Source organism: Ochrobactrum sp. SSR (assembly GCF_030067775.1).
Taxonomy (GTDB): Bacteria; Pseudomonadota; Alphaproteobacteria; order Rhizobiales; family Rhizobiaceae; genus Brucella; species Brucella teleogrylli.
This window is the reverse complement of the sequence record NZ_CP125971.1, coordinates 490,754-507,947: the sequence shown is the minus strand read 5'-3', so window position 1 is coordinate 507,947 and position 17,194 is coordinate 490,754. Positions and strand designations below refer to the sequence as shown.

Here is a 17,194-nt window from a genome sequence, read left to right as displayed (position 1 = left end):
TGTTCAAAATCACTCGGAAAATCGGGGCCGCTCCCTGCGGCCCCCAATTAGGCGACGGGCTGGCCCGCCGCAAAATCCCAGAAGCGACCGGGTGCCGCCTCAATCAGTGCGCGCGTGTAGTCATGTGACGGGCTGCCCAGAACGTTGGCGGCCTCACCCTGCTCGACCACCTCGCCACGCTTCATCACCAGCACTTCATCACAAATTTGCGCTGCGACCCGCAGATCGTGCGTGATGAAGATGATGGCGATACCGGTGTCCTTCTGTAGTTCCGCCAGAAGATCGAGAACCTGCGCCTGCACCGACACATCAAGCGCCGACACTGCCTCGTCTGCAACCAGAATATCCGGGCGCAGCGCAACCGCGCGGGCGATAGCGATGCGCTGGCGCTGCCCGCCCGAGAACTGGTGGGGATAACGCTTCAAAGCATCTTCCGGCAACGATACGATCTTCAGGAGCCGCTTGGCTTCCGCCACGGCCTCCTCATAAGGGACACCATAATTCACCGGGCCTTCGGTCAGGCTCTGCTCGATGGTCCAGCGCGGATTGAGCGAGCGGAACGGGTCCTGAAAAACGACCTGAAGTTTTTTACGAAACGGCTTCATATCGCGCTTGCCGAGATGGGCGATATCGCGACCGTCGACAACGATTTCACCTTCGGTCGGCTCGATCAGGCGCATGATAGATCTCGCTACCGTCGTCTTGCCAGAACCGGATTCACCGACGATACCGAGCGTGCGACCCGGTTGCAGATCGAAGGTCACCTCGCGCGATGCTTTGACACCGGGCTTTCTGCTGAAAATGCTGCCGCTCTGATAGGTCATGCCAAGATTGCGGACGCGGATAACAGGATCATGTCCCAGCGGTTCGCGCGCCGCTCGTGGAACGAGACTTGGCACCGAACCGAGCAGGTCTTTGGTATATTGCTGCTGCGGCCGCGTCAGCACCTGCCGGATGGTGCCGCGCTCCACGATCTCGCCGCTGCGCATCACGCAGACACGATCTGCGATTTCGGCAACCACACCCATATCATGCGTGATGAACAGCACGGCGGTTCCATGCTTTTCCTGCAATTCAGCAATCAGCGACAGAATCTGCTTTTGCGTCGTCACATCAAGCGCCGTGGTCGGTTCATCGGCAATCAACAGCATCGGCTCCAGAATGAGCGCCATGGCGATCATGATGCGCTGGCGCTGACCACCGGAAAGCTGATGCGGATAGCTCTGATAGATGCGCTCCACATCCGGCAGGTGCACTTGTTCCATGATGTTGATGACTTTGGCGCGTTTGGCTTCCGCCGACAGTGCTGTGTGAATGTCGAGGACCTCGGTGATCTGTTCGCCAACCCGCATGACAGGATTGAGCGCCGTCATCGGTTCCTGAAAGATCATGGAAATGCGCGTGGCGCGCATTTTCTTCATATCGGCAAGCGACAGTTTGAGAAGGTCGTTGCCATCCAGCCGGATTGCGCCGCCTTTCACCTTGAGGGCATCCTTGGGCAACAGTCCCATCGCCGTCAGGGAGGTCACGGATTTGCCTGATCCGGATTCACCGACAAGGCAAACCGTTTCACCTTTGCGGATATCAAAGCTGACATCACGCAGGACGGGCGTGCCACCCGGCAGGGCAACGATGAGGTTCTCCACCTCAAGCACAACAGGCTCTTGCGAGAAATCACGATTGCGCAGTTCCATATCAGCCCTCCCGCTTCTTGAGACGTGGATCGAGACTATCGCGCGCTGCATCGCCCAGAAGATTGATCGACAACACGCACAATGTCAGCAAAAGGCCGGGCCAAAGCACAATCGACGGCTTGATGCGGAAGAACTGGCGGCCTTCCGCCATGATGTTCCCCCAGGTCGGGATTTCAGTGCTGATACCCGCACCCAGGAATGAAAGGATCGCTTCGGTCAGAATTGCTGATGCGACGATATAGGTGCCCTGCACGATCAAGGGCGCCATCGTATTCGGCAGAAGGTGCCGGAAGAGAATTTTCGGTGTGCTGGACCCGAGGGCCATTGCCGCTTCAACATAGGGCTCCTCTCTGGCGCTCAGAATAACCGAACGGACCAGACGCACCACGCGTGGGATTTCGGGAATGGTGATCGCAGCGATCACCGAACCGATGGACGGCCCATTGAGCGCAACGAGTGCGATGGCAATCAGGATCGAAGGCATCGCCATCAGGGCATCCATCATGCGCATGATGATGGTATCGGCAGTACGGAAGAAACCGGCGATGAGACCGATAAACACACCGGCTGCAATCGATGCCGCCGCTGCGAGAAGCCCGATCAGGAGGGATATGCGCCCGCCGAGGATCATGCGCGAGAAGAGGTCGCGACCATAATTGTCCGTGCCAAGCAGATATTCATCCGAAGGCGGTTTCAGACGCATCAACGGGTTCATAGCCAGAGGATCGTGCGGTGCGATCCAGGGTGAGATGAGGGTAAGCAGAACGATTGCGGCGAGAAGAGCGCCCGCAACCAGTGGCCCGATACCGACGCGAGCGACGCGCGGCAACGAGAACAGGCGAAGCATCCAGTGCATGCCCGCCGATGTCGATTCAGAGCGCATCAATAACGAATCCTTGGGTCGAACAGGGTGTAGGAAAGGTCGATCAGCAAGTTGACGAACACATAAAGCGCGCTCGTCAAAAGGATCATGGCCTGAATGACGGGATAGTCGCGCGCGAGCACGGCATCCACGGTCAGGCGACCGATGCCCGGAATATTGAAGATGCTCTCGGTGACGACGACACCGGAGATCAGCAAGGCAAAGCCCGTACCCACAATCGTCACGACCGGCACGGCAGCGTTCTTGAGCGCGTGCACGAAAAGAAGGCGGCGGTCGCTCACACCCTTGGCACGCGCGGTACGAATATAGTCCTCACCCAACACATCAAGCATCGCCGCACGGGTCATGCGGGCGATAAGCGCGATATAGATCGAGGCCAATGTCAGGGCGGGCAGAATGGCCCGTTCCATAAAACCGCCGAAGCCCGATGAAATCGGCTTGAAACCTTGCACCGGCAGCCAGCCGAGATTGACGGAGAAGATCAACAACAGCACATAACCGACCAAAAACACGGGCACGGAAAAGCCGAGAACCGAAAAGCTCATGACCAGATAGTCGATCCAGGAACGATGCCGCCAGGCTGCGACAACGCCCATGGGGATAGCCACCAGAACCGCAATGATGATGGTCAGAACGGCAATCGAAATGGTCGGACCGATGCGTTGCGAAACCATGTCCAGCACCGGAACGCCAGAGATCAGCGACACGCCGAGATCGCCCTGCAATATCTTGCCCATCCAGGTGAAATATTGCGTCAGGATCGGCTCGTTGAGACCCATGGCCTCACGAATACGCTCCAGTTGCTCGGTCGTCGCGGCATCGCCTGCGAGGATTGCCGCCGGATCGCCGGGCGTGAGACGTAAAAGGAGGAAGACGAAGATCGATACCAGCAACAGAACCGGCACGAGCGCAAAAATGCGTTTTATCAGATAGACAGCCATATACACGTCCCGTGTGAGGCAGAACCGGAGGGAGGAGCCGGTTCCGCGTTGGACAGGGAGTTATCGCGCCAGAGAGATTTGCAGCGCGATAGCCGGGGCAGAATTATTCCTCTGTCTTTTTCACATTCCAGAAGACCGGCACTGGCGAGCCGAGCATTTCGACCACATTGGCGCGGCGGCCCTGTGGCGGGTTGTACTCACCGAGCGGGATATAGAGCACATTTTCAAGCGTATGCGCCTGTATCTTCTCGACCACGGCCTTGCGGTCTTCCGGCGATTGCGCGGCTATATAGTCCTTCTTCAGGGCTTCGATCTGGTCGTCCTTCGGCCAGCCGAACCAGCCCTGATCGCCACGACCATTGAGCATCACCGAATTGAGCGGCGTTGCAATTTCGGGAATCTGCCAGTTGGTGAAGAAAATGTTCCAGCCGCCCTTTGAAGGCTCATCCTTGGAGGCGCGGCGACCAACCAGCGTCTGCCAGTCCATCGGCTGCATATCGACCGTGAAACCGGCCGCACGCAATTGCTGCGCGGCAACAACCGGCTGGGGCGACAGGCTGGTCACATCGGTCGGCTGCATCATCACGACCGGCGTGCCGTCATAACCAGCCTTTTTCAGGAGCGCCTTGGCTTCCTCGATATTGCCCTTCGCCGTTAGGCTTTCGGCGCCGATATCCGTGGCATTCGGTGTGCCACAACCGAAAATCGCGCCACAAACCTTGTAATAGCTCGGGTCCGCCATCAGCGCTGCCAGCACCGGTTCCTGCGACATTGCCAGAAAGGCAGCGCGCCGGATATCCGGATTGTCGAAAGGCGGATGCTTGAAATTCAGACGCCCCATGGTCTGGTAGCCGAGCGGATCGCGCTTTTCCAGAACGACGGAATCGTCGCCGTCGAACAGCGGGACCAGATCGACCGGCACCTGCTCCATGTAATCGACTTCGCCGCTCATCAGCGCGTTGACCGCAGTCTGCGCGTCGGTCATCGTGACCCAGCGGACCTTGTCCACATTCACGATCTTGCCCCCGGCCATCCAGCTCGCAGGCTCTTTGCGCGGGACGTAATCCTCGTTCTTGACATAACTGACGCCGACGCCTGGCTGGAATTCCGCAGGCACGAATTTGAAAGGGCCCGAACCGATATGTTCGGTAATCGCCGTATCGGCGGGGGTCGCAGCGATGCGGGCTGGCATGATGAAAGGCGGCAGGGCCGCCTGCTTGGACAGCGTATCGAGGAACGGCGCGAAAGGTTCCTTCAGCGTCCATACCAGCGTCTTGTCGTCGGTGGCCTTGAGCGACTCCGTGATGTCCATGATGAGCTGGCCGCCCGCGTCGCGCTTGGCCCAGCGTTGCAGTGACGCCACGGCGTCGGCTGCGGTGACAGGTGCGCCATCGTGGAACTTGAGACCGTCACGCAGCGTAAAAGTGTAGACTCTCTGGTCGTCTGAAATCGTCCAGTCTGCCATTTGTGGCTGCGGTTTGAAATTCTCGTCCACGGCGATCAGCACATCATAGATCATATAGGCATGATCGCGTGTGATATGCGCCGTCGTGATAACTGGATCAAGGATACGCAGATCCGAATGCATGACGGCTGTCAGGGTTGTTTCAGCCCATGCGTTGCTTGATAAACTGCCAGCACCGAGTGCGATCAGAGAAGCGGCTATTCCGTATTTCAACCGGCGAAGAATGGGACCGGAGGTGGGGGATTTGAAAAACAGCATTTATGTGGTTCCTCTGAAGGTTTTTTCTTTATTTATGGATTGAATTCTTTCCCTAGCGGCTCGAGCCGGATGCCCGAGCGAAGATGTTTCCATGATAGTTGGGCCGGGCTCAGCGGCATGGCTCCGGGAGCCGTGCAGACTAAAAGTTTCTCGGCAATCGGCGCGAAATCTGCGCGAAAATGGACAGAGCTTTTATTGACAAGAATGGCTTCCTGTTCCGGCTCTATACCCACCATGCGATACAGGGCGCGGTCGGCCATCTGCGCCAGATTGGTCGTCACGACCACGCGCGTGCCGCCAAGCCGCAGACATGCTGATGGTCCCATGTTGAGCCACGTGCCGCCATAATAGGGCCCGGTTGCATGGGCTTTCCCGTCAGACAGTTTCTCGACCTGAAACCGGGCTGTGAACGGCTCGTCGCCGGCTATCCCGGATTTGCCGCCCAGCGAAATTTCAATTTCTGCTCCCTCGCCAGCGCGATGGGCGAGTGCCGCCGCCTCCGGATCGTGCATGCAGCCGATGGATGCCCTATTGGCACCGCAGGCCACAAGTGCCCGGAGCATTCCTGTCGTGTCGGAACTGCCTCCGGCGCCGGGATTGTCCTGCGTATCGGCAATTACTATGGGTCGCTTTGCATCGCGGGAGAGTTCAATCGCCTTTTCGACCCCTTCCTCGGGTTGATAGGCAATGCCTGCAAACGACCCTTCCGCCGCGGCCAGCGCATTGGCGATGGCGTCCGCGCAACGCTCAACCGCGGCGTGGTCCCAGCCATAGGCGAAGACAGAAGGGCCGCATTCAGCAAAATCAGCGGCGGGAAACCCCATGAAAAGCGAGGCTGTCAGCACATTTTCCGGCAGGTCAACCGTCATGCCATAGAGGGCCTTGGCGGGTTGCTCGTCCGTGCATTGCCAGGCAATCGGGATGAGATAGTCGCCCTGACGCATGGTCTTGTGCCAGCCATGCGGCCAGACATCCGATTTATCAATCAGGGCCTGCAACGCCTTGGCCGAACGATAACCGGTTTCAGCCATATCGACATGCGGATAAGTGCGGAAACCGACCATCACATCGGAAAGTTCGAACATGCGCTTTGTAATGTTGCCGTGCAGATCGAGCGCGACTGCAATCGGCTCTTCCGGGCGGACGACGCGAATCCGCTCAAGCAATTCACCTTCACCGTCATCGACATGCGCAGCAACCATTGCACCGTGCAGGTCGATGAAAATCCCGTCGAGCGGACCACAATCCTTCAGCCCGGCAACGATTTCCGAGACGATGGTTTCATAAGCATCTTCTGTGACCGGTGCAGACGGTATGGCCCCTGCCCACAGGATCGGCACAATTTCCCATCCCGCTTCATGTGCAAATTTCAGCGCACCGGCAATGCCCAGATTGACATCTTGCGCGTGATCGACAATCGCGTCACCGCGCGACAGCGGAATATAACCGCCACCTTGAACGAATGCCGCCATATCGGCTGGAGCCGCAGCAAACGTGTTTGTTTCATGCAAAAAGCCAGCGACAGCCACGCGTTTTGACACGAGCATACTCCCATTTCATCGATTTGCCCCCTCGGGCAGGAACGTGTATCTGTCAGCGATACATCTATATCTATTTTTATCTTAGGGACCAATTTTGGTACTTGTCAATCCTTGAACGGCGACTAAAGATTTTTCCCATGAACACATTTCGAGACTTGGGCGGCATCTCCACTTTTGACCCCGATGAGGGGGAAGCCTATAATGAAGATCCATTGTTCCTGCGCTCTGTTGCGCGGACCGTGGCTGTCATGATGGCGTTTCAGAAGGCACGGCATCCGCTGTCGCTGAGCCAGATAGCGACTGCAGCTGGGATCGATCGAAGCGCAGCCCAGCGCATCGTCCATTCACTGCAAAAACTTGATGTGATCGCCCGCGATCCCGCAGATCGCGGTTACCTGCCGGGCTTGCGCATCCTCGATATGACTCATGATCTGTTGCGGCTCAATCCGATGCTACAACGCGCCAACCCGATCATGTTGGAGCTCCGTCGCCGCGTGCGTGAACGCGTCGATCTTTCGCTTTTCGACGATGTCCGGGTTGTCTACGCCGTGCGCATGCCATCAAAGCACGAAATCTTCAGCGCGACGCTCGTCGGCCATGCCGTTCCGACCTATTGCACGGCGGGTGGCGTTGCCATTCTTTCACGACTGCCCGACGAAAAAATCGCGGATATCGTCAGCCGTTCCGACCTGACGCCTTTCACGCCCCATACGATTCGCTCCCTGGAAGAGGTGATGGAGCAGGTGAATGCCACGCGGGAACGCGGGCATTCTGTCTTGTGTCGCCAGCTTCTGCATAACGAAGTTGCTATTGGCGCGGCCATTCTTGATGCGGGCGGAAATCCGGTCGGCGCAATTCATGTGGCTGGCAGCCTGCAGGAATGGTCGGCGGAAGGCTTCAGCGACAGTTTCGGGCCACTCGTCGAAAATGCCGCACGCACCGTTTCAGAACGCCGGTGACCGTTTGGGTAAGCTAATGCCAATGGATCGGAAAGAGTGCTTTACGTTCTTAAAATAGAGCCTTCCTAAAAGAATGCCGGGCTATAAGGCCCGGCATTCTTTGCGCTTGGGAGGCAATATGATCAGTCTTCCTTGATCATGCTGTCCTTGCTCGTATCCCGCATACGGAGATAGACGATCAAGGAAATGCCGATCATGACGGTGACGTACCAGTAAAAGCCACGTTCCCAGCCGCCATTCTTGAAGCTCAGCGCGACATACTCCGCCGTGCCGCCAAACAGTGTATTGGCGAGAGCATAGGGCAGCGCCACGCCAAGCGCACGGATGTGAGCCGGAAAAAGTTCTGCTTTTACTACCGCGTTGATCGAAGTGTAACCGGTCACAATGATCAGTGCCGCCATAACGAGAATCCCGGCAGTCCATGCATCGCGGGTCTGTTCCAGCGTGGTGAAAATCGGGTAGGTGAACAGCACGCCGGCCGCACCGAAGGCGATCATCAGGGGCTTGCGACCGATCTTGTCCGAAAGCGCACCGGCTATCGGCTGCAGGCACATGAAGACAAACAGTGTCACGGCATTGATCTGGCTTGCCACTTCACGGCTGAAGCCCGACGTGTTGACCAGAAATTTCTGCATATAGATCGAGTAGGCATAGAAGGCGAGCGTACCACCAGCGGTCAGAAGCATGACCAGCGCAGTTTCCTTCGGATGGTACTTGATCAGGGTCCAGAAGCCCGATTTTGGCGCATCCTTCGCTTTCGCGTTCTTGAAGCTTTCGGTTTCCGCAAGGCCGCGACGCAGCCAGAAGACGACAACGGCAAGCAGAGCGCCAATGAAGAATGGAATACGCCAGCCCCAGGCTTCCAGCGCCGAGGTTTCCATGGTCGATTGCAGAACGATCAGGAGAAGAATGGCCAAGAGCTGGCCCGAGATCAGCGTCACATATTGGAACGATGAGAAAAAGCCGCGACGGTCTTTCCCCGCCATTTCAGAAAGATAGGTGGCGCTCGCACCATATTCGCCGCCGACCGACAGGCCCTGCATCAGTCGTGCGAGGACGAGAAGGGCTGGCGCGACAATGCCGATGGTCTCATAGCCTGGGGTGAGCGCGATGATCAGCGAACCAGCGCACATCAGTGTCACGGAGAGTGCCAGACCAGCCTTACGGCCCTTGCGGTCCGCATATATGCCCATGATCCACGCACCGATCGGACGCATCACGAAGCCGACGGCAAAGACGGCTGCGGCGCTTAAAAGTTGCGCGGTCTGGCTGTCGGAAGGGAAGAAATGCGGTGCGAAATAGAGCGTGAAAGCAGCATAGACATACCAGTCGAACCATTCGACCAAATTGCCGGTAGAACCACCGATGATCGATTTAAGCCGACTGTTGGTGCTCGGCGCATCACTCCGTTCGGATGTTATTGAGGCCATTATTGTTCCTTCACATGTCTCGATATCTGAGGATCAACCCGTTGCAGAAGCGCAGCTTCGTTGCGCTGCCAGTCGGGTTCTGTTGTGTTGAGGGTTTTAAAAGGCTGTGGTGCCGGACGGCTTGAAAACCGAAGCCGGATTGTCTGAATTGTGAAAGGAGGGTTCAGCTATGAACCGCGCTCCGCCACAAAAGCGCCATTGGCTTTGAGGAAATTGAAATCCCCGTTCGGCTAACTTGAGGCGGGCATTGATATCGCTGCATAGGTGAACCCCTCCTGACGAAACTCCCATTTTCGTGGTGGCGATAAGATGCGGGACGCGAATTTCAATCGCCATAGATCGACGTTAAAAAGTTTAATTCTTTGAAATTATTTGGAAAAGACGGTCCGCGGCTGCGTAAGTCCGCAAAATTTGTGCAAAAATCTGCGTGACTTTACGTTGGATATTGCATAATTCTGCACAAATGACGATGTCCCGAAACGCGGTGAAACTCCTGCTTCTTGCTTTTGCTATTATATTGGCGGCGGGTTTCTGGACGGCTGCAAAACTATGGACGGAGCAGGGCGCGACCGAACGGTTGCGTCAGAACGCAACGCTTGTTGCGCGTCAGCAAACACGTCTGATCGACAGTGAACTGGCCAAGTTTCGTCTCCTTCCTGTCGCGTTGAAGGAATATAGCGATCTGCGGGATGTGCTGGCAGGCGGGGCGCAGGACGCCGTCGCGCGCTTGAATGCCAATCTCGGTTTTCTGGCCCGCGAGATCGGCTCGCCGATCATCTATGTCATCGGCCGTGACGGTGTCGTTATTGCCTCATCGAATGCAGGCACGCCGGAAAGCTTTGTTGGACGCAACTATAGCTATCGCCCCTATTTTCAGGGCGCCATGGCTGCCGGTGACGCCGAATATTACGCCATCGGCGATCTGAGCGGACGTTTCGGTCTTTTCCTTTCCCGGCGCATCGGTGATCAGACCAATCCGGTCGGCGTGGTGGTGGTGAAATTTGAGTTTCACCGGTTGGTCACCACATGGACGAACGATCCGGGTCAGACCTTTGTGATTGATCCACGCGGAATCATTCTGGCCTCGACCGATATGCCGGAAGCGCTGCGGTCTTTCCAGCCGATTACCACCGCCGAACGGACGAAAATTATCCAAAGCGGGCAGTTCCATGCCGCCGATCTCCAGCCGAGCCGTTATGTTTTTGAGTCTGGAGGGGTGATGCGCGGACCTTCCGGCGATCTGTTCGTCGTCGTTGAAGAACCCATTGCCGGGACCGCGCTGAAACTGGTCCATATCGAGCCGACCGCACCGTCCATGCAGGCGGCACATGATCTGGCGCGACTGATCACCGTTGCGGCGATGCTGGTGGTGTTTTTGCTTGCCGCTGCCGTCTACTGGCGCATGACGCACGCTGCGCGTGCAACTGCTGATCGCGCTGCGCTGGAAAAAGCTGTCGCCGAACGCACGGCGGAACTAAGTGCCGAGATGATCGAGCGCGAGCGCGCCGACAAGCGCTTTCGTGATGCCCGTGAGGAGTTGGCGCAAGCAAACAGGCTGGCCTCGCTTGGCTCGATCACTGCGGGCCTTGTGCATGAAATCAATCAGCCGGTCGCGACCATCCGTACGCTGACCGAGAATGCGCAGCACTATCTGTCCAAGGGCAAGCTCGACAAGGTTGCCGCAAATCTGACGACCTCCGTCGATCTAACGGCGCGCATCGGCTCCATTACGCAGGAGATGCGCCGCTTTGCCCGTCGACGCGGCAGCGTTGCGCGTCCGATACCACTGAACGAACTGGTCGATGGCACGATGGTGTTGATGGGCGACCGTTTTCGCAATGCCAATGTACCGCTGGATATGCCGGAGCAATCAGAATTGATGGTGTTCGCCTGCCGTATCCGCTCGGAACAGGTGCTCGTCAATTTGCTGCAAAACGCGCTCGATGCCGTGACGGCGCAGCCCGATCCACATGTCGCAATCATCATCGAGCAAGACGATGAGCAAGTGTCGTTGATCGTTGCAGATAACGGTCCGGGTATTGATCCGGAACTGGATGACGAGATTTTCAGCCCCTTTGTCACCGGCAAACCGGACGGGCTTGGTCTTGGGCTCGGTATCGCGCGCGATCTGATGACGGAACTGGAGGGAACGTTGCTGGTCGTTCCTTCACCACTGGGTGGTGCGGCTTTTGCTGCGACGTGGAAGCGGGTGCATAAGGACGGTGAGCATGACGGAAAGTGAACCCTTGCGCGTGATGCTGGTCGATGACGATGCGCCGTTTCGCACGGCCCTTGCGGATTCCTTCGAGATTGCCGGGATCGATATTGAAACCCACGGCGATGGCCAGTCGGCGCTAGCCAATCTGACCGCCGATTTTCCCGGCGTTGTCGTCACCGATATTCGGATGCCGCGTATCGATGGCCATGCCGTTATGGAAGCGCTGCTGGCGCGTGACCCCGAATTGCCGGTCATTCTGATGACAGGCCATGGCGATATCGGCATGGCCGTCACGGCGCTCAAGAAGGGCGCCTTCGATTTTATTGCCAAACCCTTTGCAGCCGATCACCTGATTTCCAGTGTGCGCCGTGCGCTGGAAATGCGCCGTCTGGTGCTGGAAAACCGGCGTCTGCGCCGTGCTGCGGCGGAAGCCGAGCAGGATTATCCATTGCTGGGCGAAACGCCGGTCATGGTGCGGCTGCGCGACACGATCCGCCAATTGGCGAGCGTCGATGTTGATGTACTGATCGAAGGCGAGACTGGTACGGGCAAGGAACTTGTCGCCCGACTGTTGCATCGCTGGAGTGCGCGCCATGCTCGCGGCTTCGTTGCGATTGATTGCGCTGCGCTCCCCGATGCGGTTGCAGATGACGTCCTGTTTGGCAATCGTATTCAGCGCGGCAGGATTGCCGATGCTGATCGGGGTACGCTCTTTCTTGACGAGATCGACAGCATGTCAATCAACCTGCAAGGCAAGTTGCTGCGGGTTGTGGAGGAGCGCGAGTTGCCTTCGCTGACCGGAGAGCCTCGTGCTGTCAATCTGCGGGTGATTGCGGCCGCCAAAGGCGATCTGGACGGTGCCGTTGCAGCGGGGCGTTTTCGCTCTGATCTTTTCTATAGGCTAGAAACGGTGCGGTTGCGCATTCCGCCCTTGCGTGAACGCCGCAAGGATATAGGTCTCCTTTTTGCCTATTTTCTCGACGAGGCCGCCAGCCAGTTCGGGCAACCGCGCCCCGCAATCGATGCAGCCATCGAGTCACGGCTCCATTCCGACGACTGGCCGGGCAATGTGCGCGAGCTGCGCAATTATGCCAAACAGGTGGTGCTTGGCTTGCGGCATGACCCTGAACATGAACCGAGCACATTGCCGTTATCCGAACAGATGGATCGGTTCGAGGAAGGGGTCATCCGCGCCACGCTCGAACGATGCAATGGCGATGTGGGCGTTGCTGCTGAAGTGCTGCAACTGCCGCGCCGTAGTCTCTATGCAAGGCTGCAAAGGCACGACATCGATGCCTCGTCGTTTCGTCGTCGCGATTGACGTATTCGCCCACCGACGCGCGTTTTCCGCAACTATCTATTGACCGATTTTTAACTTAGAATACTATATATAGTGTTCTAGGTTCTTTCGATTCGATGGGTCGAAAGCTAAGAGGGAATTCGGTGAGTCGCCGCCATGAAGGTTGAGACGAAGCCGAAGCTGCCCCCGCAACTGTAAACGGTGAGTTCTTGTTGATCATGTCACTGGCGTAAGCTGGGAAGACCGACAAGGGCGCTAACCCGTGAGCCAGGAGACCTGCCTTGAGCAATGAACGTCCACGGGCGGGGTGTCCGGTTGGTGTGCAGTCATTGAGGCGAGTTGTGCTTCTTGCCGATTGTTACCCCGAATACCCGCTCACTAGCTTCGGGGTGAAGTCCATGTCTGACACATTGTCCAGTTTGTATTGTCCTTTCAGTTCAGGACCACCTTTCCAGAGGTGATTTTGCGCGGTCCAGTGGTGCTCATGCATCGCTGACTTTCCCCATTTTGTCCGTCTTCACGCGCATGTCCCGTGCGCGAACGATCTTTTATGCGCATCTGTCCCCCATACGGCGGACGGGTCCCAGTCAGCTTGCGCCCAATCCAGTGAGGAAGAAATGAACGTTACCGTCTATAGCAAACCCGCTTGCGTCCAGTGCACCGCAACAACCCGCGCCCTCGACCGCCAGGGGATCGATTATCAGGTCATCGACATTTCTGCAGATATGGAGGCTTTCGATCTCGTGACGGGGCTGGGTTACCGACAGGTGCCGGTCGTCGTGGCCGGTGAAACCCACTGGGCCGGTTTTCGCCCGGATATGATCAACGGCCTTTCGTGACCGTGGCTTTGCATGAGTTCTGCAATGGGTCTCCTTGTCTATTTTTCCAGTCGCTCCGAGAACACGCACCGTTTCGTAGAGCGGCTTGGAATGCGCGCGAGGCGCATTCCCATCCTGCAAAGGGGTGAGGATGACACGAGCCCGTTGCAGATAGACGAGCCATTCGTGCTCATGACGCCAAGCTATGGCGGCGGTGGAAACAAGAGGGCGGTGCCAAAGCCCGTCATCCGGTTTCTCAACAATGCGGGCAATCGCTCGCTGATCCGCGGCGTGATCGCCGCGGGCAACAGCAATTTCGGCGAAGCTTTTGGCATAGCCGGCAAAATAATCTCCGCCAAATGTCAGGTTCCCTATCTTTATCGCTTCGAGCTTTTGGGAACGGATGAAGACATTGGCAATGTCAGGAACGGGATGGAACGATTTTGGACACGGCAGACACAACCCTGATCCGCGAGCGCGGTGCAGAGCCGATTGCGGAGGACGCGCCACAAGCGGCAGCGTCGAACAGCCCCAAGCCCGTCAAATCTACGGATGGGCTGGACTATCATGCGCTGAACGCAATGCTCAATCTCTATGACGATGAAGGCAACATCCAGCTGGCCCGTGACCGGCAAGCTGCGCGGCAATATTTTCTTCAACACGTCAATCAGAATACGGTCTTCTTCCATAATCTGCGGGAGAAGCTGGATTATCTGGTAACCGAGAACTATTACGAGCAGGCCGTGCTCGACCAGTATTCCTTCAATTTCGTGCGTGATCTTTTCGATGAGGCCTATGCGAGAAAGTTCCGTTTCCCGACATTTCTGGGCGCCTTCAAATATTACACCAGCTACACGCTGAAAACCTTCGACGGGAAGCGCTATCTGGAGCGCTATGAAGACCGCGTCTGCATGGTGGCGCTGGCATTGGCGCGCGGCAGCGAGCAACTGGCGCGTGACCTTGTCGATGAAATCATTTCCGGTCGCTATCAGCCTGCAACGCCGACATTCCTCAATGCGGGCAAGAAGCAGCGCGGCGAACTCGTGTCCTGTTTCCTGTTGAGGGTGGAGGACAATATGGAGTCCATCGGACGTTCCATCAATTCCGCATTGCAGCTTTCCAAACGCGGTGGCGGCGTGGCCTTGAGCCTGACGAATATTCGCGAATCCGGCGCGCCGATCAAGCAGATCCAGAACCAGTCTTCGGGCATTATTCCCGTGATGAAGCTTCTGGAGGATTCATTCTCCTACGCCAACCAGCTTGGCGCACGACAGGGAGCCGGTGCGGTTTATCTGCATGCCCATCATCCCGATATCATGCGCTTCCTCGACACCAAGCGCGAGAATGCCGATGAGAAAATCCGTATCAAGACCTTGTCGCTCGGTGTGGTGATCCCGGATATCACCTTTGAACTCGCCCGCAACAATGAGGATATGTATCTCTTTTCGCCTTATGACGTGGAGCGGGTCTATGGTCAGCCGCTGACCGAGATTTCGGTCACGGAAAGATATCGTGAAATGGTCGATGATGCGCGCATCCACAAGCGGAAGATCAACGCGCGCGAATTCTTCCAGGTTCTGGCGGAAATCCAGTTTGAGTCCGGCTATCCCTATATCATGTTCGAGGACACGGTGAACCGCGCCAACCCGATCGACGGGCGCATCACCATGAGCAATCTTTGCTCGGAAATTCTGCAGGTGAGCGAAGCCAGCAGCTTTGATGAAGACCTTTCCTATGCACATCTCGGCAAGGATATTTCGTGTAATCTGGGGTCGCTCAACATTGCAGCCGCGATGGATTCCGCGGATTTTGGAAAGACCATCGAGACCTCCATTCGGGCGCTGACGGCGGTTTCTGATATGAGCCATATTGGCTCGGTGCCATCTGTCGCGCGCGGTAATGATGAGAGCCACGCCATTGGTCTTGGCCAGATGAACCTGCATGGCTATCTGGCCCGTGAGCGGATTTTCTACGGTTCGGAAGAAGGGGTGGATTTCACGAATATCTATTTCTACACAGTGACTTACCACGCTCTGCGTGCTTCCAACCGCATTGCCGTCGAAGCGGGCAAATCGTTCAGCGGTTTTAAAAAATCCAAATATGCGTCAGGTGAATATTTCGACAAATATACGGATCAGTGTTGGCAGCCCGCGACCGAAAAGGTACGTGAGATTTTCGAAAAGGCAGGCATCGCGATCCCCACGCAGGATGACTGGCGCGATTTGAAAAAGGCGGTGATGGAGGGTGGCCTCTACAACCAAAACCTACAGGCCGTGCCGCCGACCGGGTCTATCTCCTATATCAATCACTCCACCTCTTCGATCCATCCGATTGTATCCAAGATCGAGATCCGCAAGGAAGGCAAGATCGGTCGCGTCTATTATCCGGCTGCATTCATGACCAATGATAATCTCGATTACTATCAGGACGCCTATGAGATCGGGCCGGAAAAGATCATAGACACCTATGCGGCTGCGACCCAGCATGTCGATCAGGGTCTGTCGCTGACCTTGTTCTTCCGCGACACGGCCACGACCCGCGACATCAACCGGGCTCAAATCTATGCCTGGAAGAAAGGCATCAAGACGATCTACTACATCCGGCTGCGCCAGATGGCGCTTGAGGGGACACAGGTGCAAGGCTGCGTTTCCTGCGCTTTGTAAGTTCCAGATGTGACCAGAGGAAATCCAATGAACATGCAATTCAAAACCGGCAAAGGAAAGACCCCGGGTCTCGTGCGCGCCATCAACTGGAACCGCATCGAAGACGACAAGGATCTGGAAGTCTGGAACCGACTGACGGGTAATTTCTGGCTGCCGGAAAAGGTGCCGCTCTCCAATGATATCCAGTCCTGGGAAACGTTGAAGCCGCAGGAAAAGCAGCTGACGATCCGTGTCTTCACGGGTCTGACCCTGCTCGACACGATCCAGAACGCCGTCGGCGCAGTGGGGCTGATGGAGGACGTGGCAACGCCCCATGAGGAGGCGGTGCTTTCCAACATCGCCTTCATGGAAGCGGTCCACGCGCGCTCCTATTCTTCGATCTTCTCCACGCTTTGTCTGACACCAGACGTTGATGACGCCTATCGTTGGTCGGAAGAAAACGAGTTCCTGCAACGCAAGTCTGAACTGATCCTCGAACAGTACCGTGCGGATGATCCTTTCAGGAAGAAGATCGCCAGTGTGTTTCTGGAGAGCTTCCTGTTTTACTCGGGTTTCTATCTGCCGATGTTTTGGTCGAGCCGCGCCAAGCTCACCAATACGGCGGATCTTATCCGGCTCATTATCCGCGATGAAGCCGTACATGGCTATTATATCGGCTACAAGTTCCAGCGTACGCTTGAAGTGCTGGGCGAAGCGCAGAAGCAGGAAATCAAGGACTTTGCTTTCGAGCTGCTGCTTGAGCTGTACGATAATGAGGTTCGCTATACGGAAGCGCTTTATGACGGCGTCGGCCTGACCGAAGACGTCAAGAAGTTCCTGCATTATAACGCGAACAAGGCGCTGATGAATCTCGGTTATGAAGCGTTGTTTCCAGCTGAGGCCTGTAAGGTCAATCCGGCTATCCTGTCAGCACTTTCGCCGAATGCTGACGAAAACCACGACTTCTTCTCCGGTTCGGGCTCTTCCTATGTCATCGGCAAGGCCGTGGCGACAGAGGATGAAGACTGGGAGTTTTAAGTCCGCT

Annotated in this window: 13 protein-coding genes and 1 riboswitch; of the genes, 7 read left to right on the top strand and 6 right to left on the bottom strand. The window is 56.7% G+C overall.

The window, feature by feature from the left end; all coding sequences use genetic code 11:
- Window positions 1–47: 47 nt before the first annotated feature.
- The 5 genes from QLQ11_RS19710 to QLQ11_RS19690 all read right to left on the bottom strand — a co-directional run bounded on the left by QLQ11_RS19710 (window position 48) and on the right by QLQ11_RS19690 (window position 6,788).
- Entirely contained in the window at window positions 48–1,694 is a 1,647-nt protein-coding gene (locus QLQ11_RS19710; RefSeq protein ID WP_121539211.1) for an ABC transporter ATP-binding protein, read from the bottom strand.
- Between the two features lies 1 nt (window position 1,695).
- The gene (locus QLQ11_RS19705; RefSeq protein ID WP_078340590.1) at window positions 1,696–2,577 is read right to left on the bottom strand and encodes an ABC transporter permease; all 882 of its coding nucleotides are present in this window, start codon (window positions 2,575–2,577) and stop codon (window positions 1,696–1,698) included.
- Complete coding sequence (locus QLQ11_RS19700) at window positions 2,577–3,518, bottom strand: ABC transporter permease (RefSeq protein ID WP_109366298.1); 942 nt, start codon at window positions 3,516–3,518, stop codon at window positions 2,577–2,579. The genes QLQ11_RS19705 and QLQ11_RS19700 overlap by 1 nt, the downstream gene beginning before the upstream one ends.
- A gap of 103 nt (window positions 3,519–3,621) precedes the next feature.
- Window positions 3,622–5,241, bottom strand: a complete 1,620-nt coding sequence (locus QLQ11_RS19695) for an ABC transporter substrate-binding protein (RefSeq protein ID WP_109366297.1) — start codon at window positions 5,239–5,241, stop codon at window positions 3,622–3,624.
- A gap of 32 nt (window positions 5,242–5,273) precedes the next feature.
- Entirely contained in the window at window positions 5,274–6,788 is a 1,515-nt protein-coding gene (locus tag QLQ11_RS19690; RefSeq protein ID WP_109366296.1) for a M81 family metallopeptidase, read from the bottom strand.
- 131 nt (window positions 6,789–6,919) lie between these two features.
- On the opposite strand from QLQ11_RS19690, the gene QLQ11_RS19685 reads away from it, so the two are divergent.
- The gene (locus tag QLQ11_RS19685) at window positions 6,920–7,741 is read left to right on the top strand and encodes an IclR family transcriptional regulator (RefSeq protein ID WP_109366295.1); all 822 of its coding nucleotides are present in this window, start codon (window positions 6,920–6,922) and stop codon (window positions 7,739–7,741) included.
- A 122-nt stretch (window positions 7,742–7,863) separates the two neighbouring features.
- Here QLQ11_RS19685 and QLQ11_RS19680 read toward each other — a convergent pair whose 3' ends face one another.
- Window positions 7,864–9,171 (bottom strand): MFS transporter, encoded by a 1,308-nt coding sequence (locus QLQ11_RS19680; protein ID WP_109366294.1) that lies wholly within the window; start codon window positions 9,169–9,171, stop codon window positions 7,864–7,866.
- A 463-nt stretch (window positions 9,172–9,634) separates the two neighbouring features.
- Between QLQ11_RS19680 and QLQ11_RS19675 the strand changes: the two genes are divergently transcribed.
- The 6 genes from QLQ11_RS19675 to nrdF all read left to right on the top strand — a co-directional run bounded on the left by QLQ11_RS19675 (window position 9,635) and on the right by nrdF (window position 17,187).
- The gene (locus QLQ11_RS19675; RefSeq protein ID WP_121539209.1) at window positions 9,635–11,413 is read left to right on the top strand and encodes an ATP-binding protein; all 1,779 of its coding nucleotides are present in this window, start codon (window positions 9,635–9,637) and stop codon (window positions 11,411–11,413) included.
- Window positions 11,400–12,710, top strand: coding sequence for a sigma-54 dependent transcriptional regulator (locus QLQ11_RS19670; RefSeq protein WP_109366292.1), 1,311 nt, complete (start codon window positions 11,400–11,402; stop codon window positions 12,708–12,710). The genes QLQ11_RS19675 and QLQ11_RS19670 overlap by 14 nt, the downstream gene beginning before the upstream one ends.
- 62 nt (window positions 12,711–12,772) lie before the next feature.
- Window positions 12,773–12,988: riboswitch (cobalamin riboswitch) on the top strand.
- A gap of 318 nt (window positions 12,989–13,306) precedes the next feature.
- Window positions 13,307–13,528, top strand: a complete 222-nt coding sequence (nrdH, locus tag QLQ11_RS19665; RefSeq protein ID WP_109366291.1) for a glutaredoxin-like protein NrdH — start codon at window positions 13,307–13,309, stop codon at window positions 13,526–13,528.
- Between the two features lie 24 nt (window positions 13,529–13,552).
- Window positions 13,553–13,975, top strand: a complete 423-nt coding sequence (gene nrdI / locus QLQ11_RS19660; protein ID WP_121539208.1) for a class Ib ribonucleoside-diphosphate reductase assembly flavoprotein NrdI — start codon at window positions 13,553–13,555, stop codon at window positions 13,973–13,975.
- Window positions 13,951–16,170, top strand: coding sequence for a class 1b ribonucleoside-diphosphate reductase subunit alpha (gene nrdE / locus QLQ11_RS19655; RefSeq protein ID WP_283735652.1), 2,220 nt, complete (start codon window positions 13,951–13,953; stop codon window positions 16,168–16,170). Before nrdI ends, nrdE begins: the two co-directional genes overlap by 25 nt.
- A gap of 27 nt (window positions 16,171–16,197) precedes the next feature.
- On the top strand, window positions 16,198–17,187 hold the full coding sequence (gene nrdF / locus QLQ11_RS19650; protein ID WP_371830840.1) for a class 1b ribonucleoside-diphosphate reductase subunit beta: 990 nt from the start codon (window positions 16,198–16,200) through the stop codon (window positions 17,185–17,187).
- Window positions 17,188–17,194: the final 7 nt, after the last annotated feature.